This window comes from Nostoc sp., assembly GCF_036918245.1.
Taxonomy (GTDB): domain Bacteria; phylum Cyanobacteriota; class Cyanobacteriia; order Cyanobacteriales; family Nostocaceae; genus Nostoc.
Genome location: NZ_JBALEF010000101.1, coordinates 91,252 through 116,005, shown reverse-complemented (window position 1 = coordinate 116,005; position 24,754 = coordinate 91,252). Strand labels below are relative to the sequence as shown.

At 42.0% G+C, this 24,754-nt stretch carries 17 protein-coding genes and 1 pseudogene; 9 read left to right on the top strand and 9 right to left on the bottom strand.

Features of this window, described 5'->3' with window-relative positions:
- Positions 1–46: 46 nt before the first annotated feature.
- The 4 genes from V7L12_RS29385 (at position 47) to V7L12_RS29370 (ending at position 5,948) form a co-directional block, all read left to right on the top strand.
- Positions 47–703, top strand: coding sequence for an HAS-barrel domain-containing protein (locus V7L12_RS29385; protein ID WP_335089764.1), 657 nt, complete (start codon positions 47–49; stop codon positions 701–703).
- 145 nt (positions 704–848) lie between these two features.
- Positions 849–2,987 (top strand): cation:proton antiporter domain-containing protein, encoded by a 2,139-nt coding sequence (locus V7L12_RS29380; RefSeq protein WP_335089762.1) that lies wholly within the window; start codon positions 849–851, stop codon positions 2,985–2,987.
- Between the two features lie 469 nt (positions 2,988–3,456).
- On the top strand, positions 3,457–4,407 hold the full coding sequence (locus V7L12_RS29375; RefSeq protein ID WP_334923219.1) for a UDP-glucuronic acid decarboxylase family protein: 951 nt from the start codon (positions 3,457–3,459) through the stop codon (positions 4,405–4,407).
- Positions 4,408–4,556: 149 nt separating this feature from the next.
- Positions 4,557–5,948, top strand: a complete 1,392-nt coding sequence (locus V7L12_RS29370) for a UDP-glucose dehydrogenase family protein (RefSeq protein ID WP_335089760.1) — start codon at positions 4,557–4,559, stop codon at positions 5,946–5,948.
- A gap of 142 nt (positions 5,949–6,090) precedes the next feature.
- Here V7L12_RS29370 and V7L12_RS29365 read toward each other — a convergent pair whose 3' ends face one another.
- Positions 6,091–6,885: an LmeA family phospholipid-binding protein gene (locus V7L12_RS29365; RefSeq protein WP_335089758.1), complete on the bottom strand. Its 795-nt coding sequence runs from the start codon at positions 6,883–6,885 to the stop codon at positions 6,091–6,093.
- Positions 6,886–7,329: 444 nt separating this feature from the next.
- On the opposite strand from V7L12_RS29365, the pseudogene V7L12_RS29355 reads away from it, so the two are divergent.
- From V7L12_RS29355 to V7L12_RS29340, 4 genes and pseudogenes are all read left to right on the top strand, one after another.
- Positions 7,330–8,394 (top strand): annotated as a pseudogene (locus V7L12_RS29355) (DUF262 domain-containing protein).
- A gap of 75 nt (positions 8,395–8,469) precedes the next feature.
- Complete coding sequence (locus V7L12_RS29350) at positions 8,470–9,015, top strand: HNH endonuclease family protein (RefSeq protein ID WP_335089753.1); 546 nt, start codon at positions 8,470–8,472, stop codon at positions 9,013–9,015.
- Positions 9,016–9,123: 108 nt separating this feature from the next.
- On the top strand, positions 9,124–9,534 hold the full coding sequence (locus V7L12_RS29345) for a DUF6883 domain-containing protein (protein ID WP_335089751.1): 411 nt from the start codon (positions 9,124–9,126) through the stop codon (positions 9,532–9,534).
- Positions 9,524–9,778 carry a hypothetical protein gene (locus V7L12_RS29340; RefSeq protein ID WP_335089748.1) on the top strand — a complete coding sequence of 85 codons (255 nt, stop codon included), beginning with the start codon at positions 9,524–9,526 and terminating at the stop codon, positions 9,776–9,778. The genes V7L12_RS29345 and V7L12_RS29340 overlap by 11 nt, the downstream gene beginning before the upstream one ends.
- Before the next feature lie 64 nt (positions 9,779–9,842).
- Here the strand turns inward: V7L12_RS29340 and V7L12_RS29335 are convergent, their stop codons facing one another.
- The 6 genes from V7L12_RS29335 to V7L12_RS29310 all read right to left on the bottom strand — a co-directional run bounded on the left by V7L12_RS29335 (position 9,843) and on the right by V7L12_RS29310 (position 16,586).
- Positions 9,843–11,093, bottom strand: a complete 1,251-nt coding sequence (locus V7L12_RS29335; RefSeq protein WP_335089746.1) for a competence/damage-inducible protein A — start codon at positions 11,091–11,093, stop codon at positions 9,843–9,845.
- A 171-nt stretch (positions 11,094–11,264) separates the two neighbouring features.
- Positions 11,265–12,548 carry a serine hydroxymethyltransferase gene (gene glyA / locus V7L12_RS29330; RefSeq protein ID WP_335089744.1) on the bottom strand — a complete coding sequence of 428 codons (1,284 nt, stop codon included), beginning with the start codon at positions 12,546–12,548 and terminating at the stop codon, positions 11,265–11,267.
- Between the two features lie 380 nt (positions 12,549–12,928).
- A complete protein-coding gene (locus V7L12_RS29325; RefSeq protein WP_335089742.1) occupies positions 12,929–13,180 on the bottom strand; it encodes a hypothetical protein in 252 nt (83 codons plus the stop codon).
- A gap of 2 nt (positions 13,181–13,182) precedes the next feature.
- Positions 13,183–14,058: a hypothetical protein gene (locus V7L12_RS29320; RefSeq protein WP_335089740.1), complete on the bottom strand. Its 876-nt coding sequence runs from the start codon at positions 14,056–14,058 to the stop codon at positions 13,183–13,185.
- A gap of 166 nt (positions 14,059–14,224) precedes the next feature.
- Complete coding sequence (locus V7L12_RS29315) at positions 14,225–15,001, bottom strand: RNA polymerase sigma factor SigF (RefSeq protein ID WP_335089738.1); 777 nt, start codon at positions 14,999–15,001, stop codon at positions 14,225–14,227.
- A 751-nt stretch (positions 15,002–15,752) separates the two neighbouring features.
- On the bottom strand, positions 15,753–16,586 hold the full coding sequence (locus V7L12_RS29310) for a photosystem II manganese-stabilizing polypeptide (RefSeq protein ID WP_104905653.1): 834 nt from the start codon (positions 16,584–16,586) through the stop codon (positions 15,753–15,755).
- Positions 16,587–17,372: 786 nt separating this feature from the next.
- Between V7L12_RS29310 and V7L12_RS29305 the strand changes: the two genes are divergently transcribed.
- Complete coding sequence (locus V7L12_RS29305; RefSeq protein WP_335089736.1) at positions 17,373–17,720, top strand: hypothetical protein; 348 nt, start codon at positions 17,373–17,375, stop codon at positions 17,718–17,720.
- A gap of 103 nt (positions 17,721–17,823) precedes the next feature.
- Here the strand turns inward: V7L12_RS29305 and V7L12_RS29300 are convergent, their stop codons facing one another.
- Positions 17,824–22,872, bottom strand: coding sequence for an nSTAND1 domain-containing NTPase (locus tag V7L12_RS29300; protein WP_335089734.1), 5,049 nt, complete (start codon positions 22,870–22,872; stop codon positions 17,824–17,826).
- 103 nt (positions 22,873–22,975) lie between these two features.
- Positions 22,976–24,307, bottom strand: a complete 1,332-nt coding sequence (locus tag V7L12_RS29295; protein WP_335089732.1) for a P-loop NTPase fold protein — start codon at positions 24,305–24,307, stop codon at positions 22,976–22,978.
- Positions 24,308–24,754: the final 447 nt, after the last annotated feature.

Below are 24,754 nucleotides of genomic sequence, written 5' to 3'. Positions count from 1 at the left end.
CCCCCAAGACCGCACTGGCTCACCAATGATTAATGACTAAATTACTATGCGCCTCCCCCTACCACAGTTTGCCACTGGCGATCGCCATCCGAACCACATTGCGGAGGTGATTGAAACTACCAGTACTGAGTTTTTAGCTCAGTGTTTAGAGCCGGAAGATTTAAGCTTTCCCTCGATGCCACCCTTTGGTAGCTGGGTCTGTTCTATAGATGAAGAATCTGGCAATAAAATTTATGCTGTAGTGTATTATGCCACAACTATGCCCATAGATTCCGTACACAGGGCGAGAGCGCTAGGGTTGTCCTTGCAAGACTTACGGGAAGAACAACCCCAAATATTTGCCATGCTCCGCACAGAATTCCGGGCTGCGATCGTGGGATTTGAACTATCTTCGCAAAATCAAAGTTATAACCAAAGAGTATATCAGTATCTTCCACCTCGTCCCCCGCAAATTCATCAAGCTGTTTATCGATGTGAACCAGAAGCTATCATTAAATTTACTGAAGAACTAGATTTTTTACGGACACTGCTGTGTATAAATGGTGCGCCAATAGAGTCTTTAACCGCAGCTGCCATTCGAGATGTATACCAGTTACGCAAAGCTGACCGAGAATGGCTAATTAAAGCTGGACGTAGCTTAAGTGTACTACTGAAAGACGACTACGATCGCTTACGGTTCATTTTGAGTCAAATCCACCCGTAGGTAGTTAATTCTTAAATAATTGCCTAGTTAGTGTAAATTAAGATTTTTGATTTTTCGTCAGGTGGCTTCTCTATTTATTCATATTGATCGGGCGATCGCCCCCAAGGTAATCGCTGTTTTACCATAGCCCCTTCAATTCCTATATATGGAACTAATATCACAAGTTCTTGTTCTGGAACCAACTTCCCAAGTTCTTGGCAAAGAACCAATTGTTCCCTTTGCTATTTTGCTGGTGGTCATCTTAGTTATACCCATCATGTTTGAGCGGCTCAGATTACCAGGATTAGTGGGTTTGGTTTTCTCAGGGCTAGTACTTGGACCTTCAGGTTGGAATCTTTTTCAGTCTGACTCACAGATGATTAACCTACTATCAAACATTGGGTTAATTTATTTACTGTTTGTCGCCGGGCTAGAAGTTGATATAGAACAGTTCCGCCGGAGAAAAAGTCGTGCCTTTGGGTTCGCTAGCTTGACTTTCAGTGTACCGCTAGTCATGGGAACCTTATTAGGGCTGATTTTAGGCTATGGTTGGAATACTTCAATCTTAATTGGCTCTTTATTCACTTCCTATACCCTTTTGGCATATCCCATAATCAGCTGTTTGGGAGTAGTAAACAACGAAGCTGTTACTGTCACCATTGGAGCTACGATTTTTACAAACATTGGCGCAGTACTGATATTAGCCGTTTGTGTAGCTGTAGCTCATGCTGGAGTATTCAGCTTTGCTAAACTACTCACCTTGTCGGGTTGGTTAATTATTTACTCTGTGGCCGTTGTAACAGGCTTTGATTGGGCAGGCAAAGAATTTTTCAAACGGTCTGGAGACGATGAAGGAAACAAGTTTTTGTTTGTGTTGCTTTCTGTGTTTCTGGCAGCTGTGGGCGCTCAATTGATTGGGGTAGAAAAAATTGTTGGTGCCTTTTTAGCGGGTTTGGCGGTGAATGAAGCTGTGGGTGAAGGCCCAGTCAAAGAAAAGGTGGTATTTATTGGTAGTGTGCTGTTCATTCCTATTTTCTTTGTTGACCTTGGCTTACTGATCGATCTACCCGCCTTTGTGAACAATCTGAACACGCTCAAGTTAACGCTGTTGATCGTAGTTGGTTTGATTATCAGTAAATTGATCGCAGCTTTGTTGACAAAACTGGTTTACCGCTATAAATGGCAAGAAATGCTAACGATGTGGTCGCTGTCACTTCCCCAGGTTGGTACAACGTTAGCAGCAACGTTAGTGGGATATCAGGCTGGGTTGCTACCACTAGAAGTATTACACAGTGTGATTGTCTTAATGCTCGCCACATCAACCTTGGGGCCGTTGATAACCAGTCGAATAGCTGTTGGTTTGAATTCCCCACCAGATGAAGATCCAGCACCACCCCTAGCTGAGGAGAATGCATCAGAAACACATAGTGCTTTTACTATAGTCGTGCCTATATATAATCCTCAGACCCAGCAGTATTTGATTGAAATGGCGGCGTTATTAGCGCGTCAGTCTCAGGGCAAAATTATACCCTTGGCGATCGCTACTGCTGCTGCTCACATGGATGCGCCCCAGTTAGAAGCGTCTCTACAAGGGAGTGAGTGGTTATTGAATAAAGCCACGACACAAAGTCGAGCCTTGGGCGTAGCCGCAGAACCAGTGCTGCGAATTGATGATGCGTTTGCTCAAGGAATTAGCAGAGCGGCTCGCGAACAAAAGGCTAATTTAGTTGTTATGGGTTGGGGTAAACGCACTGGGTTACGAGCGCGTTTATTTGGAAATGTGATTGATGGTGTGCTTTGGGCATCCCATTGTCCAGTAGCGGTGACACGTTTAGTAGAATCACCGAAAAAAATTCAGCGGATCTTAGTACCAATAGAAAACTTAACAGCACCGACATTACAACCTGTACAATTTGCCCAGATGCTAGCCGAGGCAAATCAGAGCCACATTACTGTGCTGAATGTGTGCGATCGCCGCACTAGTTCTAGTAAAATTGCTTGGAGGCGATCGTATCTCTCCCTATTGGTATCTAAATTGGCTTTGGCCAATGCCCCAGAAATTCAAATTATCGCTCACGAAAATGTTGCTCAAGCAATTTTGCAGGCAGCAAGATTATATGATTTAGTAGTTTTACCTTTTATACGTAATCGTACCAGTCCTGGAGGGTTAGCCATTAGCGATGTCACAACCCAGTTAGCCAGACAACTCACCTGCTCAATTATCATGCTTGGAGAACCGCAACGCACTCAAACCACAAATTTAATTATGTCTACCACGGTTAGCAGCATTACATCTGCTGTATGATGTAAGGCAGAATACAGTTGAAGTAAGTAGACTTGGGCTGCGTTAGCGTAGTCCGCTGGAGGCATCAAATTTCCAAAAATCTTGGCAATAAATGAATCGCCTGTAGGAATGTACATCTATATTATTGGCATGTATTTATAGCACGAGTGTCACCCTGATCTCGACTAATTTGTTGTATCCTAATAAAACCTTAATAACCGTAAAAATACTTTATATTTTTGAAGATTTGATAAAGTTCGGCTAAACAATAAACAATTTTTAAACAATTTTTGTTACTTTGCTAATTGAATTCTTAAAAAAACAGGTAAAAATGTAACAAAACTACAACTGTGAAAAAATAGGTAAGTTCAATAACATTTTTTGATTGAGCCTTGTTCTTTTTTTTTGTTTTGTATTTTTGGACCCCAGGTGGGTAATCTAAAAGTAAGTGCAATAGCTACTGAAAATATTTGTAAGTAACTGGGAAACTATGAGAATTTTGGTTACGGGCGGTGCTGGGTTTATTGGTTCCCATCTCATCGACCGACTAATGACTGCTGGGCATGAATTAATATGCTTGGATAATTTTTACACTGGTCATAAACGCAACATTCTGAAATGGTTAGGCCATCCGTACTTTGAATTGATCCGCCACGATATTACCGAACCAATTCGGTTAGAAGTCGATCAAATTTATCATTTAGCTTGTCCTGCTTCACCAGTACATTACCAGTACAACCCAGTTAAAACCGTTAAAACTAACGTGATGGGAACACTGAATATGTTGGGGCTAGCTAAACGTGTGAAAGCGAGGTTTTTCTTAGCTTCCACTAGTGAAGTATACGGAGATCCAGAAGTTCATCCTCAAACTGAAGAGTATAGAGGTAGCGTCAATCCCATTGGCATACGTTCATGCTATGACGAAGGTAAAAGAATTGCTGAGACTCTAGCATTTGATTACTACAGGCAAAATAAAGTTGATATTCGAGTTGTTCGGATATTCAACACCTACGGGCCGAGAATGTTAGAAAACGATGGTCGGGTGGTGAGCAACTTTATAGTTCAAGCCTTGCGGGGTAATCCTTTAACCGTGTACGGTGATGGTTCGCAAACTCGTAGTTTCTGCTACGTTTCTGATTTGGTAGAAGGATTCATCCGACTGATGAATAGCGACTACATTGGTCCAGTCAACCTGGGCAATCCTGGTGAATATACGATTTTACAATTGGCACAAACTGTGCAAAATATGATCAACCCAGACGCGCAGATTAAGTTCGAGGCACTACCTTCGGACGATCCCCGACGTCGCCAGCCTGATATCACAAAGGCAAAAACTTGGTTAAATTGGGAACCTACCATTCCTTTGCAAGACGGTTTAAAACTGACAATAGAAGATTTTCGCGATCGCATTCAAAGCGATGTCAATAATTCAACCACCTGAGTGACGTCTAGCGTTGCTCTAAATTTTCATGCAGGCTAACCCGATTGGTAGCTAGTTTATATTAGTTGCTGAGTTTTCTTAAGTGTGTAAGTGTAAAATTGAGAACTTCTTTTTGAAAATTAAGCCCAGAAAAGTGAGGAGTTAAATAAATGCGTGTTTGCGTTATTGGTACTGGTTACGTTGGTTTAGTTACAGGTGCTTGCTTGGCTCATATTGGGCATGATGTGATTTGCGTAGACAACAACGAAGAAAAAGTTAAGTTAATGAAGTCTGGGCAGTCTCCAATTTTTGAGCCGGGACTCTCAGAAATTATGCAGTCTGCCATTCAAACAGAGAAGATTCATTTTACTAGCGATCTTGCTGCTGGAGTTTCTCACGGAGAAATTCTGTTTATTGCTGTGGGAACGCCACCTTTACCCACTGGTGAAAGTGATACTCGTTACGTCGAAGCTGTAGCCCGTGGGATTGGGGAAAATCTCAACGGTGGTTATAAAGTCATAGTGAATAAATCTACAGTACCCATTGGCTCAGGTGACTGGGTGCGGATGCTTATTCTGGATGGTGTTGCAGAGCGCCAGAAAACACTGATACCCGCAGGTGGAGTGCCGAGTGATGATAAATTATCTGAGTTTGCAGCCGAGTTTGATGTAGTCAGCAATCCAGAGTTTTTGCGCGAAGGTTCGGCAGTTCACGACACCTTCAACCCCGATCGCATTGTACTAGGAGGCAATAGTCAAAGGGCAGTAGCCTTGATGCAACAACTGTATGCCCCAATTGTGGAACGCAAGTACGCAGAAGATCAATCTTTACCCCCGGTGCCAATTTTGGCAACAGACCTGAGTTCGGCGGAGATGATTAAATACGCCGCTAATGCCTTCTTAGCTACTAAGATTAGTTTTATTAACGAAGTTGCTAATATTTGCGATCGCGTCGGTGCTGATGTCACCCAAGTAGCCAAAGGTATTGGTCTAGATTCCCGCATTGGTAACAAGTTTTTACAAGCTGGTATTGGTTGGGGTGGTTCTTGTTTTCCCAAAGATGTCTCCGCTCTGATTCACACTGCTGATGACTATGGTTATGAAGCCCAGCTACTGAAATCGGCTGTCAGTGTCAACGAACGTCAGCGGTTGATTGCTTTAGAGAAACTCCAACAAGTTCTAAAAATTCTCAAAGGCAAAACAGTCGGACTACTCGGACTGACCTTCAAGCCCGATACCGACGATTTGCGAGATGCCCCAGCACTCATCCTAATTGAGCAGCTAAACCGACTGGGAGCCAAAGTCAAAGCCTACGACCCCATTATTTCTCAAACAGGTATGCGTCATGGTCTTTCTGGGGTATTAGTAGAAACCGATGCCGAAAGACTAGCTGATGGCTGCGATGCTTTGGTACTTGTCACAGAATGGCAGCAGTTCAGCACTCTTGACTATGTGAAGATGGCAAAATTGATGGCCCACCCCGTTATCATCGATGGTCGTAACTTCCTTGACCCCGAAGCAATGATACGGGCTGGATTCCAATATGTAGGCGTGGGACGATAGAGAGTTAGGAGTTAGAAGTGAGAAATAAAAATTAATTACAACCTATAATTAATAACTTTTAACTCCTTTCAAAACCTAAAGATTTAAACTACCGCCTAGAATTATCTAGGCGGTATTGAATTTGTTTGCGTGTAATCTTGCATCAGGCACTATGTGGAATACGTTCAATTTCAGCATATCCACTGAAAATAATTTTTTGCCCTTCAGTTTCTAATCGGTTGAGGCGCATTTTGACTCCATCAAGGTCAAAACGATCCAAATCGACCATATTATCTAAAATTTCTACCAGCGCTACGCTCAAGGTTTGCGAGATTTCCCGTTGTGCTTCTGGCACTTGGTCAAGTTGAATTTTCGGATCTTTGAAAGAAACTCGCCGCCGTCTTTCAATACCTACAGTTAAAATCATGCTCAGGGGTACGAGTTCACCATTATTTAAATCAGCTTTTGCTACAAGCTGTAAGCGATTTTCTGGCAATAGCTGTACCTGAACATCTGTAAAGGAGACTGGTTCACCGCCAGATAATTCTGTCAGTGATGGTACGGTGAGGTTAAGCAGGCGCTTTTTCACCAGTTCCGCATTAAAGGCTTGGTTTATGCCTGCTTCTGATAATATGACTTGAGCGATCGCTTGAGTGGGTTGCTTAAGGCTGAGTTTGCCACTTAAAACCGAGCCGAAGTCAATGGCAACCGCATCGGTTTCAAAAGACATCTCCTCCACCGCAAAATCTCTCCGAATCATCAAGCCACGACCGCTCATTTTGAAGCTATCAATGCTGCCTTGCAAGAGCTTGCTGGAGGGGTAGCAGCGCACAAAGACTTCTACTGACTCGCTTTGGGTAAACAGGTGGCGAATCGTTTGGCTGGCGACCGTGTTGAGTATCCGCTCTCCCCAATCTGTGCCTTTAGGATCTTTTAAACCAGTAAGTCCGCCGAACATGTGGTTTTGGGTCTCTAGAAGTTCTTTGTCCTTTTGTAACAAATCGTGAAGAATACAGCAAGCGATCCTGTGATTAATTGTGCTGATGGGTAGGCATAGAATGGCTGATGGTTACAAGGTCACTGTATCATATGTTACTACTTACAACGGGAGTGGAGGACGTAAATGCAGGTCAAACACGTTTTGTTGAGGAATTTAAACGGTAAATGCAGCAGAAGTATGGCATTTATAGTGAGGAAAACTGAGTCAGATGTTGACATTAATATAGAATTTCTGCAAGGAAAGTTATGAATAACTTATTGGTGGGAATACTTTAACTAGGACATCAGACAGCTTATCACCACTGCTAATTATGACACGGCTAAATCTAACCTAGCTGATTACGTGAGAGCGGTTTGTGCTGAAGCTTTGATACCTACAGTTTCCTAATAACGTACTAAAACCATGAAAGCTACTCAAACCAACTTTCTCAACTTTTTAGAAGGCAACAAGCAATTAATCATCCCTATCTATCAGCGTCCTTATAGTTGGAAAATTATCCAATGCCAGCAGCTATGGAATGATATTCTACGTGCTGCTAATGACAATGAAATTTCAGGGCATTTCATTGGTTGATTAGTTTACATGGTAGATACTGTGTATCTAACAGCAGTAATACCTAAATTATTAGTTATTGATGGTCAGCAACGTTTGACAACCCTTTCATTACTACTTTCTGTTTTAAGTAAAGCTATTAGAGCAAGCAATGAAGATATTGATATTAGTTCGGAAGCGCTAGAGGATTTTTATCTTTTCAATAGACATGCAAAGGGAAGTGAACGATATAAGTTACTTTTAAATCATAAGGATAGAGAAACTCTAATTCGACTACTACAAGATACAGAAATACCTAACGATAATTCTCAGCAACTTGTTGAGAACTACCGATATTTTGACACTCAAATTCATAAACTAGATATTGACCTCAATAGCCTGTACCGAGGTATATGCAAGTTAATGATTGTAGAAATTTCTCTAGAGCGCGATCGTGACGATCCACAATTAATATTTGAAAGTCTAAATTCCACAGGACTTGAGCTTTCGGAAGCAGACAAGATTCGGAACTATGTACTGATGAAACGTCAACCGGAGGAACAGAACGAAATTTATAATCTGTATTGGCATCCAATGGAGAAAAGCTTTGACAAAACCGGAAATACTGAGCTATTTGACCGCTTCATTCGTGACTATCTGACCATCAAATCTAAATCAGGAACTATCCCTAATATTAGAGATGTCTACAGGAGCTTTAAGATTTATGTACAAAGTAAAAAAGATACTTTAATCAAAGAGATAGTAGCGGCTGTTTACCATGACTCTAAATATTTTGTAAAGTTAGTTTTTGCTCAGGAAATTGACCAAGAAATTAAGCAATTAATTACGGATATTAACACTCTTAGAGTAGATGTTGCCTATCCATTTTTAATAGAAATTTATGATGATTACGATACAAATAAAATAGCACGGTAAGAATTTATCAGCATTCTCAGACTTGTGGAAAGCTATGTATTTCGGCGGAGTATCTGTGGCATTTCTACTAGCTCTATGAACAAGATTTTTGCAACTTTAAGCCGAGAAGTTGACCGAGAAAACTACTTAGAAAGTTTACAGATTGCTTTGAGTAGTAAAAAGAGTTATAAAAGATTTCCAGATGATGAAGAGTTTCGTCGAGAGTTGCTAGTTAAGGATATTTATAACTTTCGCGGTCGCAACTATCTACTTCGTAAACTAGAAAATTATGAGCGAAAAGAGTTAGTTAATGTTGAAGAATATACTATTGAGCATATCATGCCACAAAATCCCAATCTTTGTTTAGAATGGCAGGCAGATTTAGGAGAACAATGGAAAGAAGTTCGAGCAAAGTATCTACACACTATTGGCAATCTAACTCTAACTGGGTATAACCCTGAGTTGAGCGATCGCCCGTTTATAGAGAAGCGGGATAAAAAGGATGGTGGATTCGCAGATAGCCCTCTACGTCTGAATCGGGGGTTGCAACATCTGAAACAGTGGAACGAAACAGAAATCAATAAAAGAGCAGAATTATTAGCAGATATAGCTGTTAAAGTTTGGTCTTCTCCATGTATGTGAAGTGAGGCGATCGCAACCTCTACACAAAGTGCGATCGCCCTGATTTAACTCACCTTTGAAACAAGCGCGATCGCTTTTAAAATATTTGATACGCATCTGGTGTAGTACATGAGTCAGGATTGGAAACCAGGCGATCCGTTGCCAAAAGCAAAGGATGCGGAGATCGACCCTCACAAATTTGAAGAATACTCCATGAATCCAAATAACCTTAGCAACCAAGGAAAGTGGATGGCATTCGCAGCAATTGGCTACAATGTACAAAATGCCGAGGCTCGTAAAGCTGCGACTGTTGATGTAATCAGACAACTGCGTGAAGGTCTTGGCAATGCACCAGCCGTAAAAGGTCAGACAAGTATTTATAGTTTTCGATTTCAGGTAAAAGTGAGGATTCAGGGATTAAATAAAAGAGAGGTAACTCTTGTAACTAACTGGCAGATTGATAATGGAAAAGAGATTCCCCGACTAATCACAAACTGGCTGGAAGTAAAGCAACCAGAGGAAGATAACAATGAAAGCTAAACTTTACGATCAAATAAAAACATTGGTAGAAGTACAACCAGACTTTGCCGACCAGATGATTCCTAAAAATACACTGGGAACAATTGTAGAATGCTACGAAAATCCCGAAGGTTATGCAGTAGATATTGCCATCCCCAATCAAAAGTTAGTTGGAGGCTATGAATACGTAAATGTTATTCTTACTGCTGACCAATTTGTGCTTGTGAATACTGTCTCGCAACCACTGAATGTTGTTACTCAGTAATGGCAAAACCCGATCGTGTCATCTGTAGGAGGATAGAGACGCGGATACCACGCTCTTAAGTTACCTACCTTGTCAACAACTTCCTTCGCAGATTATCCAACGCTGCATTCGCGCTCACATGACGAATTAAAGCGCGTCCTCGCACTGTACCAAACTGATACTCAAAACTTGCCACTTCATCCTTTGGCCCAGCTAAACCAATGTAAACTAAACCCACCGGCTTAGTATCTGTCCCTCCACTTGGGCCAGCAATACCAGTGATACTCAATCCCCAAGTAGTTGCAAGGCGGGTTTTGACTCCAACAGCCATTTGCTTTGCAACGATCGCGCTTACCGCCCCAAATTTATCTAAATCTTCTGGGTTAACCTCCAGCAGCCCAACCTTCACCGAATTGTCATAAGAAATTACGCCACCCCAAAAGTAATCAGAACTCCCAGAAATCTCAGTCAACATTTGCCCTAAACCGCCACCAGTGCAAGATTCTGCCACCGAAAGCGTTTCTTTTGATGCCCGCAACAACTGACCAACCACGGAAGCAAGAGTATCATTATTAACGCCGTAAAAATCTAGTCCGGCAATTTCTTTAAGTTGTTTTTCAATGGGCGCAATTAACGTTTCTGCGGCTGCTTCTGAAGTGGCTTTAGCTGAGACTCGCAATCTTACTTCCCCTTTACCTGCATAAGGGGCTACTGTGGGATTTGGCAACAACAAAAAGGAAGCAACTTTTTCCGCCAAAGCAGATTCACCAATACCCCAAAACTTTAAACTCCGGCTGTAAATAATTTCTTTACCCCAACCTTGACTTTTGAGAAATGGCACGGCTGTTTCTTCCCACATCAGGTGCATTTCACTGGGAACACCGGGAAAGGTAAAAATTGTGATTTCAGGACGGGGTTGCCAAATGATACCGGGTGCTGTTCCAGTGGGGTTGGGGAGAATTTCTGCACCTTGGGGAATCAAAGCCTGCTTGCGGTTACTTGGTGACATAACCCGACCACGTTGCGCGAATTTCTGGGTTATGTCTTCAATGATGTCAGAACGTTCTACCAACGGGACTTTAAAAAAATCGGCAATCGTTTCGCAGGTGAGATCATCTGGTGTTGGACCGAGTCCACCAGTGAAAATGAGAATTTGCGCTCTGGAAATAGCAATTTCTATAACTTGCTTCAACCGTTCTGGATTATCCCCAACCACTGTTTGATAGTAGTGGGGAATACCTAGCTGCGCTAATTGTTGCGCTAAAAATTGAGCATTGCCGTTGAGGATATCTCCTAGCAATAGTTCAGTACCAACACAAATAATTTCTGCACTCATTGGATTGGGGAAGGGAAGTAGGGAGTGGGGAAGGTGGGGCCCCTCTGGGGATAAGGGGTAATGGGGAATGGGGAGTGGGGAAGGTGGGGCCCCCTCTGGGGATAAGGGGTAATGGGGAATGGGGTAGAAGAACTATTGACCAATGCCCCATACCCAATGCCCCATGCCCAATTATGCTAATGCTGGTACAGGAATTTCCAGGTGAGGATATAAGGGGAAGCGATCGCACAATGCCGCTACCCGTTGCCGACAATCTTGGGTTACTACGTCGGAATCTGGAGAAAGTAAGCGATCGCTAATAATATTTGCAATTTCGGTAAATTCTGCTACTCCTAAGCCCCGTGTGGTCATTGCTGGCGAACCTAACCTCAGACCGCTGGTAACAAATGGCGACTGCGGATCAAAGGGAATAGTATTCTTGTTAGCAGTAATATTCACAGTACTGACTAACTTATCTGCCTGCTTACCAGTTAGACTTACAGAGCGTAAATCTACCAGTATTAAATGATTGTCAGTGCCGTTAGATACTAACTTTAGACCGCGATTTTGCACTTGTTTGGCCAAAGCACGAGCATTTTCAATCACTTGGGCAGAATAAGTTTTAAACTCAGGCTTGAGGGCTTCTCCAAAAGCTACTGCCTTAGCAGCAATAACGTGTTCCAATGGCCCGCCTTGGCTGCCAGGAAAAACAGATTTATCTAGCTTTTTACCTAGTTCTGCGTCGCTAGTCAAGATTAAACCACCTCTTGGCCCGCGTAGAGTCTTATGTGTAGTTGTTGTTACTACGTGACAGTGAGGAATGGGATCGGGATGAAGACCACTAGCAACTAAACCAGCAATGTGAGCAATATCGGCAAGTAAGTAAGCGCCGATTTCATCAGCAATACTACGGAACTTTTCAAAGTCAATTACACGGGGATAAGCCGAATAACCACAAATCAAGAGCTTAGGACGCTCCCTCAGCGCCAGCTCCCGAATTTGATCATAGTCAAGTTGTTCTGTTTGTTGACTAACACCGTAGTGGCTAACTTGGAACCACTTACCTGAGAAATTTACAGGGGAACCGTGGGTGAGATGTCCCCCATGAGACAAATCCATCCCCATAATTTTGTCCCCTGGTTCTAGGAGTGACAGGAACACAGCAAAATTGGCTTGTGCGCCAGAATGGGGTTGGACATTCGCATGAGCAGCACCAAATATCTGTTTAGCACGGTCGATCGCTAGTTGCTCAATTTTGTCGATAAACTCACAACCGCCATAGTAGCGTTTACCAGGTAATCCCTCAGCATATTTATTTGTCAGTACCGAACCTTGAGCCGCCAGTACAGCGGCGGAGGTAAAGTTTTCACTAGCAATCAACTCCAAATGGTCTTGCTGACGCTGTAGTTCGTCGTTGATTAACCCTGCGATCGCCGGATCGCTGGAGGAAAGAAAGTCTGAATTAGTCCTAGTCACTTCAATTATCCTTATTGTACAACGGCTGATTTTGGTTGGACGCAGCACCTAAATATACAGTCAAAAACCATTGCTCTTGACTGCTGTATAGAGGCGATTAATCGTCTCTGTACTCTGGAGGTTTATTTGTACCAACTTATTTATTATTAGACCCAAGCTCGATTAATGCATTAATTATCATAACGTTGCTTTTTGAAATCCTCACCTTGCTGTATGTTGTAAGGTCGTTAGACAGTATTCTTTATGAACCTATGTTAAATAATGCTTACTGCGATCACTGCTCTGTGGAATGAACTTCAGAATGATTCGTGAACAACAAGAACCCCGACTTATTAAAGAAGTCGGGGTTCTGCGGGTTGCAATTCTCACAAATCAAAAAATCAAATAGGATTCATATAGCGATTTTGATAGTAAGCCAAAATCTGGCTAACTCGTTGCCGATTTTCTAAGCTAGAGTTTGCTGTCCACCAAAGGCTCAAGCCAGCAATTTGACTTTGATTATAATCAAACTGTTGGGATGACTGGAGAATTAAATCCACTTCCACCCCTTCAACTTGACGTAAATGAGCTGCTATTTCTCTATAAACAGCTAAAGGCAAACCAGCAAATTCAACTTTTTCCTTAGTCTCCATCTTTATGAAGCTCGCACTTTAAAGGTATTTTGGGGGGGCGTTGTCACTGAGATAGCATTGTCGGTAGCAGATGCAGCTGACGACGTTGATTTGACAGCCCCTTCCCCTACCATTTTGGCAACTTCAATACCATATTGTTCCAAAATCACGATGGGGTTGTAGCCCTGATTCATTTCAATACGTTTAATCAGTACGCCATTTGCTAATCGTTGTCCCGCCTGTACATACCGACTTGTCGGTTCATCGGGTACTTTAATAATTGCCTGTGGTTCCTTACTAATTAGAACTACACCAGTCACAACCACTGCCCTTGCTAACTCAGGCTGTGCTGGCGGTGGCAATACAGAGACTAAAGTGGGGTTGGGAACAACTTGAGGCAAAACTTTAGGCAACACTGAAGTCAAGGTAGGATTGACTTTTTTAGTCAAGATCGGATTGACTTTTTTTGGTAGAGAAGAAACGTTGTTTTTCTTTGGATTTAAAGCAATGCTGCGTGTTGGAAGTTTTAGTTTTACTATGGTTGCAGTAGGTAGCTTAGGCAACACGGGAACTGGTCTTCCAGATGTTTTAGCCATTCCAGGAAAAGTCTGCCCGAAAAGTTGTGTAAAAGGATCGCTTCGATCTTTTGATACCACAAGTTCTCGTGCCCGCTCTGTAGCATTAGTGGATTGAATCAAGTTAACAGATGCAAGATTAACTTGTGAGACCTGTTTGGCAGGTATCACTGGATTCTTAAAGGATTGAGCCGCTGGTGGCGACTTTTTTGCTATTTTGGGAATTGGCGCAGGATTGATAGCTTGTTGTGTATCTTCAGAAGCACATCCAGCGATCGCCAAAGTTAGAATAGCTACAATTGTAATTTTTGAAGTTCTGCCCATGAGCCTTTCTCAAAAGCCATTGGAAAATTGAAAAGTGGAAATCAACATGCCTAAAATTTGGATCAAAGGCAAAGTATGTTCCCTTTATAACCTAATTTTTTACATTTCAAGGGTTATTTTTAGCACTGCCTACCCAGTATAACTGCGGCTTGGTGTTTGCTAGCAGTCAATCTTCTGCCACATCCATAAGCTCTTTCATCAAATCCAGTCCTTTCTTGACTCTACGGGAAACCGTTACTACACTGATGCCTAGATGTTCTGCAACTTGTTTTTGTGTCAAATCTTGCAAAAACACACATTCCAACACGTCGCGGGTGCGTTTTTCTAGCTGAACCAACGCTTGTTGTAAGCGAAGTTGGTCTTCTTGTGCCAGTTGAAAGCTGCGATAGTGAGGATCTGGAACCAATTCTCCCAAGCAGGTAGAACCTTCTTCTCCATCTTGGATTGGCACATCAAGACTCAAGGGAGCGCGATTAACCCATGCTAATTTAATTTCTTGCCATTCGTTTGGAGAAATTTCCAGTGCAGCTGCTAATTCCGAGTCGGTTGGTTGACGATTGTGTTTTTCACGCCAAGAACGTGATACTCCTATTGCTTGCTGTTGGAGTGCTAACCATCTCCGGGGAATTCGCACGGTGACACCTTTATCTCGGAGATAGTGTTGAATTTCACCCCGAATATAGGGAAGAGCGTAGGAACTGAAGGCATGTCCCTTGGAAAGTTCAAATCTTTCAATAGCTCTGATTAAACCCAAACATCCAACCTGGAGCAAATCATCGTAGGTTTCATGACATTGATTTGTCCAGTAGTGAGCTTCTTTTCTCACCAGTCCAAAATTGAGTTTTACCAGTTGATTGCGGATATTTTCTGACGGAGATTGCTGATATTCTCGCAACAACTGCCAAATTTCGTGCTTTAGTTCAGTGGTGACTGTGGTAGGCATAGCACCGGGTTTATTGAGCAAATAAAGAATCAATTATTCGCTTTTAAATTCAGCTGCGATTGCACGATCTCAAAGGAAATATTGCGCTATACTTCCTAGTAAATACTATGGAAAATAATAAAGACTTTCTCTCAAAATTCCATAGTTTACTTGACAATCGAGCAAAATTTAAACGGGCGAAATCGCTATTTAGTTTGTTATTTATCTTTGGTATGACCTGTAGCTGTTTTAGAACTACATAGGAATAAAATATAAAATTAATCACTAAATATCAAACCGAGATTGTACTTAACTTGAATTAATTAATGATGAAGTTAATATAGAGAAACAAAACAACAGTAGTTGAGCTTTTGTTTGATAAGCAAAAGTTGGATTTACAGTGAAATTACGTGCTTTTTTAACTAAAATTTATCCAATAGTTAAAAATCACTAATAATTTAAAAATATCCTATGTATATTTACGCAAGCCCATAAAAAAAGGGCATCCCACCCTTTTTTGTACTGAAGTCTATATTCTTTTAATGAAAGGGAAAAGGTTAAAGGAATGAATCAAGTGACCCATAAGACTGAGGGATAAAAATTTTCCCAATTGCCAGAGCTATTTTGCTCAGATTTAACTTTTCCCGATTTTTGTAAAAAATCTATCTACCCTCTTGAAAAAAGAGGGTAGATAGGTTAACTTTTGCGATCAAGTCTGATACTTACAGAATTATCGTTCTGAGTGCCAGTCAGTTTCCTTACTTTCGAGGATTTAGCCACGAGTCGGTTCAACCCGTCCATAAAATAGACCGCGAATCTTGACTTCTTTAGGTTCGCCAGCACCTAAATCTGTATCAGATGGCTGTTCGCTCTCGAAAGTACCAGCAATTTCACCACTAGAGCCATCTATTTTAGCGATTTGCAAAGAAATCTTGCCATTAAGATTTTCAGCACGCTTGACGTTAGTGCGGGTAAGCTCTTCATCATCTGCTTGGGCGGGGAGAGCCACGGCATTATCGTAGCCACTGACGACACCACGACCTTTGGGATCTAGGAAGGCAGCACCACGATAGGAAGGAACTTTGAAAGTGCCTTCAAAGTCCGTAGAGGTGTTAATACTGGTCAAACTGGGTTGGGTTTGAGCAACCAAGTTTTTGATAGTGAAGAGGAAAGGTACTCGCTCACCACCAGGAAGTTGCACAGTGATGGCTTGGAAGTCAAGACCATCAGTTTCCACAAAGGTCAGGCTATTATCTGAGTTGATTTTTAGATTACCTTGCACCTGGTCAATGGTGGAAGTGTATCTGGTCAACAATTTGCCAGCAACAAATTCTGCTTCTTGGCGTTTATTAGCAGGTTCTTCTTTGATGAAGAAGCTAGTTGGTTCCAAGCAAAGTTCTTTGATGGCATAGGACTGGCTAGAATCAATGGGAATAGAGCCACGGCGTGTTTCTGTTAGTTGGGGGCATTTGTTAGCCAAGCCAGTCCCGCGAATTTGATCGTAAGTGAGTACATCTCTACTGCTAGTAGCAGGAGCATCACTACAAGCAGTTATTAGCCCCAGGCACAAAGCCAAGAATGCAACAATTAAAGCGCGATACCTCATGGTCAACCTCAATCTCAAAAATTAATATCTAAGTTGTAAAACTGCATCGAAGCTTTGATCTCTGACGAGAAGCCGCTACTGTGCGAGAAGCTACCTTTGGTCGGACACGCCTTTGCTCTGATTGCCAGAGTTAAAACAAGTGTCCGGGCGTCTAGGTTGTCAGCCGCCGCTCAAACTTTTCTGTTGCTAAACGTACTTAAACGTGTCGCTCTCTGGATCTTCGGGTGTAAGCCTCAGACTAGGTAGCACACTGTATCCATTTTGGATGTGTGTAACTAGGGGAGCAAAAAACCAGCAGTTTCACTGTTGGTGGCATTTGTTAGATTTGGGCGCGTGGATGAGTAAGCCCCACACAGAGCGGCATAAGTGCTTACCTCGAAGAGTGCGAACAGGGGTGTCTGCTTCGCACTTTGCTTTTGCTGATGGCAAAAGCGGCGTCGCCCAAGTCTTTTTGTATCATGTATGTGACGCTACTACATACAGCCCATTTTTTGATGGGTAAATCAGCCAGATCATACGATTTTTTTTAACTCAAAATCAAAGTTCTCAAAATCCAAGAAAGTCTTATCCCGATCGCATCTAGCTTCTGTAGGCCCTATGCTAAAGGTTACTACGCTCTTTTTGGAGCGATCGCAATTGCTTTTGATAAAGATACAAATCTAGTTATATTCACCCCTAACTAGGGCAAGTGAGGAGATGCAGTGACAGGGAAACAACTAACAAACTAGGGAAAATTAAAAATCTCCGGTAAATTTGAGTTGACCTCATTTATACGCAAAGGATGGCATGAACGATCACAAAAATATTGAATCAGAGAAGTTATCTGGTAAACTGCAAGCGATCGCCACTGTGGTGTATGATGCTGCTACAGCTTGTGAAGGCGATACTGTAGCTCTTTTGGCTTTGCTGCGGCAATTAGAGCAGTTACATCGAGAGATCCGGGATGGGATTTTTCAAGAGAGTTTACCTGTTAACCGTCGCCAACTTTACTCACTGCTGAAAGATATTGAGTCTGAGGGAGGCTGGCCCTATATTGAGCGCATGAGGCTACAAGCCTTTTTAGCGAATTTGCCACAAGAGGCTCCTGAAGAAAATAGCCATGAAGTTTTGGAGAGCGATCGCTCCTTTGGCTGATTAGCTCGAAATTTATTTCTAGCTCTGAATTAATAACTCTGATCGCCTCATCAACCGCTAAACCAAGAGCGGTTGCTCATTGAGGCTTCAACCTAATTCGTAATTAAAAAGGGTTTGTACGAATTATCCCATCACAAAGAAGGCGATCGCGCTCTTCAAGATTGTGGTTGTGCTTGAGATAATCGCGTACCCAGTCGCAACCACGAACAAGCAGATTATCAAGATCTAAATTCCACAGAATTATCGTGTTGTCAGTACTTGCTGATGCTAGTGTTTGACCATCTGGGCTAAAACTGACACTTAATACTCCAGCGCGATGTCCATTAAGACTTTTAATTAACTTGCCTTCAGGACTCCAGAGTTTCACTGTACTGTCCCAACTGGCGGCGGCAAGTAATTCACCATTGGGGCTGAAAGTCACGGCATTGACGCTATCGCTGTACCCTTTTAATAACGTTTTTAACAACGTCCCATCTCGTCGCCACAGTTTTACGGTGTTATCCCAGCTGGCAGAAGCCAGTAACTCATCAGTTGGACTAAAGCTGACACCTGTCACCCTGCTGTCATGGGGTGAGAAAGTTTTTAACAATGTACCATCCTGTTGCCAAAGTTTAACAGTTTGGTCATCACTGGCAGAGGCTAAAACTTGACTATTATGGCTGAAGTTTACGCTATTTACCGAATCCTGATGCCCCACTAAGGTTTTGAGCAACTTGCCCTCACGGTTCCAAAGTTTCACTGTTTTATCTTTGCTAGCTGATGCCAAAAACTGACCATCAGGACTGAAATTCACGCTCATCACACTATTGCTATGCCCGTGGAGAGTCATGATTAAAGTACCGTCCAACCGCCAAAGTTTCACTGTTTTGTCAAAACTTCCTGAAGCCAGCATTTCACCTTTGGGGTCAAAACTGACACTAGTAACTTCATTTGTATGCCCCACTAAAGTTTTGTAAAGTCGGGTTTTAACCTCGCCACTACTGGTGTATCGTTGCCAAAGTTTTACAGTGCGATCGCGACTACCAGAAGCTAGCATCCGGCCATCGGGACTCCAGGCAACGCTCAAAACTCGCTTTCGATGCCCTTGAAGAATAGACGGTGTTGGCGCATCTAAACTCCATAGTTTCACGCTTTTGTCGTAACTTCCTGAGGCTAGCAATTTGTTATTTGGACTGAAAGCTAAACTGACAACATAATCGCTGTGTCCTTTGAAGGTTTTGAGTAAAGTACCAGTAATACTCCAGAGGTTTATGGTTTTGTCTTCACCTGCAGAAGCTAACTTTTTACTATCGGAACTAAAGCTCAAACTCCACACTGTTTTGCTATGCTGCCGTAAAGTTTTGTAAGGATGAAAGTCAAAACCGTCTTTAGTGGTGTTACTTTCCCTTTGCCAAAGTTTCACTGTCTTATCTTGACCTGTTGACGCCAACAATTTACCGTCTGGGCTGAAAACAGCGACATTTACACCTTTTTGATGTCCTTGCAAAGTTGTAACAAGGCTACCGTCCCGCCGCCAGATTTTCACTGTCTTGTCGTCGCTGGCCGAGGCAATGAATTGACCATCAGGACTGAAGTTTACCCAGTTAACTGACCCTTGATGTCCTCTCAGTATTTTTACTAAGCTACCGTCTTTGCGCCAGAGTTTTACAGTTTTATCTTTACTGCCAGTAGCTAACAATTCGCCATCAGGACTGAAATTAACGCTATAAACCCAATCACCGTAACCTTTCAGGGTTTGATATGGCTTGGGGTCAAATTCACCTGTAACCGAGTTTTTGTGCCAGATTTGCACTGTTTTATCGAGGCTGGCCGACGCTAGGGTTTGACCATCAGAGCTAAAACTTACACAATTAACAGCATCAGTGTGACCTTTGAGGGTTTGGAGTAAGGTTCCATCAGGACGCCAAAGTTTCACCGTCTGATCTAGGCTACCTGATGCTAGCAACTGACCATCCGGGCTGAAAGTTACTCCCCAGACAACATCAGTGTGCCCTTCAAAGCGGTTAACCTCCGTTACCCCATAAACTGCTTGTTGCAAGGCTGTCACTACCCGCATTCGGGTATCTGGCTGCACGATCTCTGCTTGTTTAAGTCCTCTCCAAGCCCGCAAACCTTCTAATAGGGCATCAAATTCTTTATTAGAGGCAAACAAAGCTTCGCTAGCAGCAGCGATTCCACTAATTTTCAAGTTGGTTTCACTACTTTCAGCTCGTAGAGTTTGACGGACTGCTGCTCTTTTTTGTAAGTCGGCTTGCCACCATAACGCTGCTATTGTTCCCCCCATAATTGCTAGGATTGCACCTGCTATCCGTGCTTCCCGCAGTCGTCGTTGCAATACCAAATTTAGTTGCTTTTTACTAAGTTGTTGGGCTGCTTCCGCTCTAGTTTTTTCAAGTTTGATTTTTTCTAATTCGGCGAGCATACCATAGTTGTTCTTTTGGCGAATTGGTTCAACTAAATAATCGTGAACCAACTGGTAGCGATCGCCTAACTCTTCTCTGACTCGCAATACCAAGCCTGAACCCACCAATATTTCTAAAATCAGTTCTCCAACTTTGTCAAAGCTTGATATTGTATCAATATCATAATTATTCACTAATGCAACCGCTAAATCAGCTTTGGTTTTTAAAGGTCGCGTCCCCTTTTCATCTGTTAACTCAAATAATAATTTCCAACTTAACTCTTCGTTCTCCTGGCCGCAGTCTTTGATAACTTCTCCAAGCCAGCGTTCTACCAATTTTGTCGAGCCACCACAAAGTTTATATTCTGCAAGTGTGGTAATGTCTTCTATTTGTAGTTGAGCACCGACTATTTGTAATTCAATTGGATGTACTTCGTCTAGTTCTCCTGTCAAATCCTGGACTAATCGGTTAATTAATTCCTCACTTAGTTCATAATGTGAACGTTGAGTCAGACTGTGAATTATGGCTTTGGCATCTTGGCTAGAGAATTTTCCTAAATAGTAGCGAATATCCTTATCAAGAATATTTTTATTAATTACTCCTAAATCATATACTCCAGTACTATTTTTCTGACTCAAACGTTCAAACTCTAATAAATGATGTAAGTAATCTTCTCGCAATGAAAGAATAATTTTTACATAAGAAATATTTAAACATTCACTAAAAAATTTATAAAATTCTATTCTTTGTGTAGGAGGATTACTAACAAAGAAAAATTCTTCAAACTGGTCTAATATGATAACTATCGTATAATTGCGCTCACATGCTAACCGAATTCTTTCTAGTATTATGGTGGGTGTAGAGTCAATATTAACCGATATTCCTGTGTATGCTAGTGCTTGGTTGATACTGCTGCTCAAGATTGTTATCCAATCAGTATAAACAGACAAAACAATCGGTATAGGAATGCGTTCACCAATAACTTTTCCCTTGAGTGCTGGGACTAAACCAGCTTTGAGAATTGAACTTTTACCTACACCTGATGGCCCATAAATAACTGTGAGTTTGTAGTCAGCGCGGGCAATTCTTTCAATTAAGCGATTGACATCTTGTTGCCGTCCAGAAGCAGATATTTCTTGAGCAATTTCTTCAGGAATAAACGGTATTTTGTGAGTTTCTAGTACTGGGTTAATTCTGGGGCGTTGTGGCTGTAATTGACTTGCTCCGATAAAGGCACGAAAGCCATACTGATGTTCTATTTTAATTTTTTCTTGCTTCAGCTTAAAGGCTTCTGTATAGTTATGACACTCAAAAAAATAAAGCGATCGCAGTTCCTCTAAAATCTCTAAGTAAAGTAATGGCTGATGTTGTAGCTCACAAACTACCCTCGCCCATTCCAAGTTATTGATAGCTTCCTCGCACTCACCCAAATGCCGTTGTGTGCGTGCTAGCAAGAGAAGATACCAACTTTCTTGTTGTCGTCTTCGCAAAGCGTCTCGCAGAGAAACTTGTGTTACTTCTTCGGAGATAGAAAGCGCTGTATTTGCTAATTCATGAGCCAGTACCCAATTCGATTCTGAAGCCGCCACATTTGCCAAAAAACCATAATTTTGAGCAACTTGTGCGGGAGTTCCATAAGTTTTATGTAGGTGTAATGACTTTTGAGCTAATTCTTTTAAGTCATCCCAGGCTTGTAAACGTTGCAGCATTTCACAAGCAGGCAAAATGAATTTAGCAACTAAGTCTTCTCTTTGTACCTCCTCCAATAGCTCCAAGCATTGTTTAAACCACGACAGAGCATGTTCGCAATAGCTACTAGTATTCTGGTATAAGTCTGCCATTCGGTGATAACAAAGCCCCAGGTGGAATAGTACTATTGCTTGCTTGAGTAAAGATGAGGGGGGCATAGGGTGAGGGGATGAGCGGGGCAAAGAAGAATTACTCTCCCACTCTGCTACTCTCCTCACTTCCTGCTGCCACAACGCTAAGCTTCTTTGATAATTGGCTAAAGCACCATTAATTTGATCGTTGGCGTATTTATCTCGCCCCAACACAAATTCTAAACTAGCTTCTAATCCTGGTGTTAATTTAACGCTATACAGGCGGAGCAAATCATTACGGGCTGATTCTATTTCGTGGCGATGTTGGGATTTGGGATCTAAATCTAGGAAGGCATTAGATAAAAACGTTTCAGCACCTGCTTCTAAAACTTTGGCAAATAGAGATTCTTCCTCTTGAGAGATCAAAGCAATTAAATCTGCTTTGGCCATTTCAAATTTAATAGTGGTTGCAGCCCAGCTTTTGAAATCAGGCGCTAATCTTGAAAGCAATGATGCTACTTCATCTTGTAGCCACAACACAACTGGAAATGGAAAAGTAGCAGCATAGATATCTCGTGCTTGGTTGATGCCTGTAAGTAAGTTTTCTAGATCGGTAGTTGACTCAATACCGAAAACCATCACAGCAGATGGCAAAGTGTCTGTAAGGACGGCAGGATTATCTAAAGATAGTTCTGAGATTATTGTGCTATGTAAAGAAGTAGTTGATGGATTGAGAACGATTTCTCTGATATTAATTTCTTTAGTGTTCGAGCGAATATTCTCTAACATTTGCTCACGTAATCGTCCATAGTTGCATCGAACTAAAATCAGAGCAAATTGACCTTCAGAAAGTGCGATCGCTCTAATCAATCTTTGTAAAGTATGCTGATTTTCTTTGGTGTAGACGCGTAGCTGTTTGTCATTATTCATTGGATATGAAGCTGGGCATTGGATATGGGGCATTAGGCATTGGATATGGGGCATTGGTCACTAGTTCACTAACAAATGACCAATGACAAATGACAATTGACTGTTACTTATTTTGTTGCCAAGCCAAAACTTTTTCTGTTTCTGCCAAGGCTGGACTGATGCCAAACCAGCGCCCCACAGGATCGCGATATTCAAACAAATACATACTTCTTAGTAAGCTCTGATAGTCAGACTCACCTTTAACTCTCTGCTGCTGTACTACTTCAAACAGTAATTCCCACTGGGATTCATCAATAGCTAATAGCAGATCGTCGCGGTAATCCTTAATCACGGCTTCTAAGCAGTCTCTAGAAAAAGGCGGATCTTGTCGTTGCAGGCAGCTATAAAGTAAGCCCAATAAGTTACGAATGTGACCACCGCTAACACGACATAAACGATCTAAGGTTTGGGAGTGATCGAATAATTCTGTAATTAATAACAGTCTGCTATTCAAAGGAACTTCTGGAAAAGCTCTAGCTAGAACTAACTGGCGCACTAGTGACATTCCTGGTTCGTAGTCACTGCCATCTCTTTGCCGCACTAATACCATCGGTAGTACTTTTGGTGCAATCCCTCCCCCCAGACGATTTTTTAGTGTCTCATACTCATTGGAGAAAATTAACGTTAGGGGAATTGTGTAAACTAGGTGGCATTTAAGTCGGCGTAACTGTTCGCCTCGGTCAATGAAGAGATATTCTGGTTGCGATCGCCCGGATGCTAAGGGACGCATATCCACTCGATCCAAATTATCTACAATCACTACCAGTCCTTTTTGACCCCTTAGCTTTAGCTGTTCAACAGCCTTTTCTAAAATCTCTTCGTTAATCGCTTGCAAAATACTATTGGTACGTGGTTCCAGATATTGCCTCAGTTGATTCCGCATCTGGGTGCTATCTTTAGTTTTGGCGGTAATTTTGGCAATACCCAAGGACAACTCTGCTTGTCCAGAAAGCTCTATGGGGCTTTGCAAAAAATCGCCTACTTCTTTAAACAAATTGGTAAAATAACCAGGTTTGAGTTTGATACTAATCCCTTCTAAACTGGCACTGACTTGACGGGCTACACTCAGCAAAATATCGCTGATATCAATATCTGCCATGTCTAAGTCTTGGCTGGACTCAAAATAAACCACATGAAATCCTGCCGATTCTAGTTCTGTCTTGAGGCGCTGCAATTCCGTTGACTTACCGCAGCCAATATGACCCGTAAATAACTGACAGGTTGGCTCGTCAGGAGAAATCCGAATGATAGTTCGTTGCAATTCTTCGACAATCTTACAACCACGTACATCAGCAAAATCTATGTAATACTGCCGATCTAGTACGTTACTTATATTTAGCGTGTAGCTAGGGTTACATGCTTTATAAAAACGTGACAAATTTAATGTCGTTTTCATGTATGTAGAGGTTTATGTAGATGCAGTTTAGTTTGAATTTTTTATACAATTAATCCCTATCTAGGATGTAGATACAGGATTAACTCGCAAGATGGTAGTGTCTTGCAAAAGACAGCACTTGTTGCCAGATTACCGTCAGTAGTATGGTAGAGATTTAATTGATCCTAATAGCGAATGGCACTAATATAATGCAAACCCATTATCTACAAAGCTTTTGGGTGTGGGGTGTAGGGTGTGGGGTATAGTGACGAATAACTTTATTTATATTCGCACTTATTTTTACTTTTCTTGATTTTTTCCGAACCTACACCCTACCCCCTATACGCATACCTGGCAAGGATTTCATCTTTTATTCGTGCCCTTCAACCCATCATGTCTTAAGCATATCTGTCCTTTTTACACCTGCTATTGAGGTTTTGACAATCTCTCCCTTCTGTTTGACCTGCC

Coding starts and splice junctions, on each gene's coding strand:
- V7L12_RS29385 (WP_335089764.1), top strand. CDS start 47: ATGCGCCTCCCCCTACCACAGTTTGCCACTGGCGATCGCCATCCGAAC.
- V7L12_RS29380 (WP_335089762.1), top strand. CDS start 849: ATGGAACTAATATCACAAGTTCTTGTTCTGGAACCAACTTCCCAAGTT.
- V7L12_RS29375 (WP_334923219.1), top strand. CDS start 3,457: ATGAGAATTTTGGTTACGGGCGGTGCTGGGTTTATTGGTTCCCATCTC.
- V7L12_RS29370 (WP_335089760.1), top strand. CDS start 4,557: ATGCGTGTTTGCGTTATTGGTACTGGTTACGTTGGTTTAGTTACAGGT.
- V7L12_RS29365 (WP_335089758.1), bottom strand. CDS start 6,885: ATGTTCGGCGGACTTACTGGTTTAAAAGATCCTAAAGGCACAGATTGG.
- V7L12_RS29350 (WP_335089753.1), top strand. CDS start 8,470: ATGAACAAGATTTTTGCAACTTTAAGCCGAGAAGTTGACCGAGAAAAC.
- V7L12_RS29345 (WP_335089751.1), top strand. CDS start 9,124: ATGAGTCAGGATTGGAAACCAGGCGATCCGTTGCCAAAAGCAAAGGAT.
- V7L12_RS29340 (WP_335089748.1), top strand. CDS start 9,524: ATGAAAGCTAAACTTTACGATCAAATAAAAACATTGGTAGAAGTACAA.
- V7L12_RS29335 (WP_335089746.1), bottom strand. CDS start 11,093: ATGAGTGCAGAAATTATTTGTGTTGGTACTGAACTATTGCTAGGAGAT.
- V7L12_RS29325 (WP_335089742.1), bottom strand. CDS start 13,180: ATGGAGACTAAGGAAAAAGTTGAATTTGCTGGTTTGCCTTTAGCTGTT.
- V7L12_RS29320 (WP_335089740.1), bottom strand. CDS start 14,058: ATGGGCAGAACTTCAAAAATTACAATTGTAGCTATTCTAACTTTGGCG.
- V7L12_RS29315 (WP_335089738.1), bottom strand. CDS start 15,001: ATGCCTACCACAGTCACCACTGAACTAAAGCACGAAATTTGGCAGTTG.
- V7L12_RS29310 (WP_104905653.1), bottom strand. CDS start 16,586: ATGAGGTATCGCGCTTTAATTGTTGCATTCTTGGCTTTGTGCCTGGGG.
- V7L12_RS29305 (WP_335089736.1), top strand. CDS start 17,373: ATGAACGATCACAAAAATATTGAATCAGAGAAGTTATCTGGTAAACTG.
- V7L12_RS29300 (WP_335089734.1), bottom strand. CDS start 22,872: ATGAATAATGACAAACAGCTACGCGTCTACACCAAAGAAAATCAGCAT.
- V7L12_RS29295 (WP_335089732.1), bottom strand. CDS start 24,307: ATGAAAACGACATTAAATTTGTCACGTTTTTATAAAGCATGTAACCCT.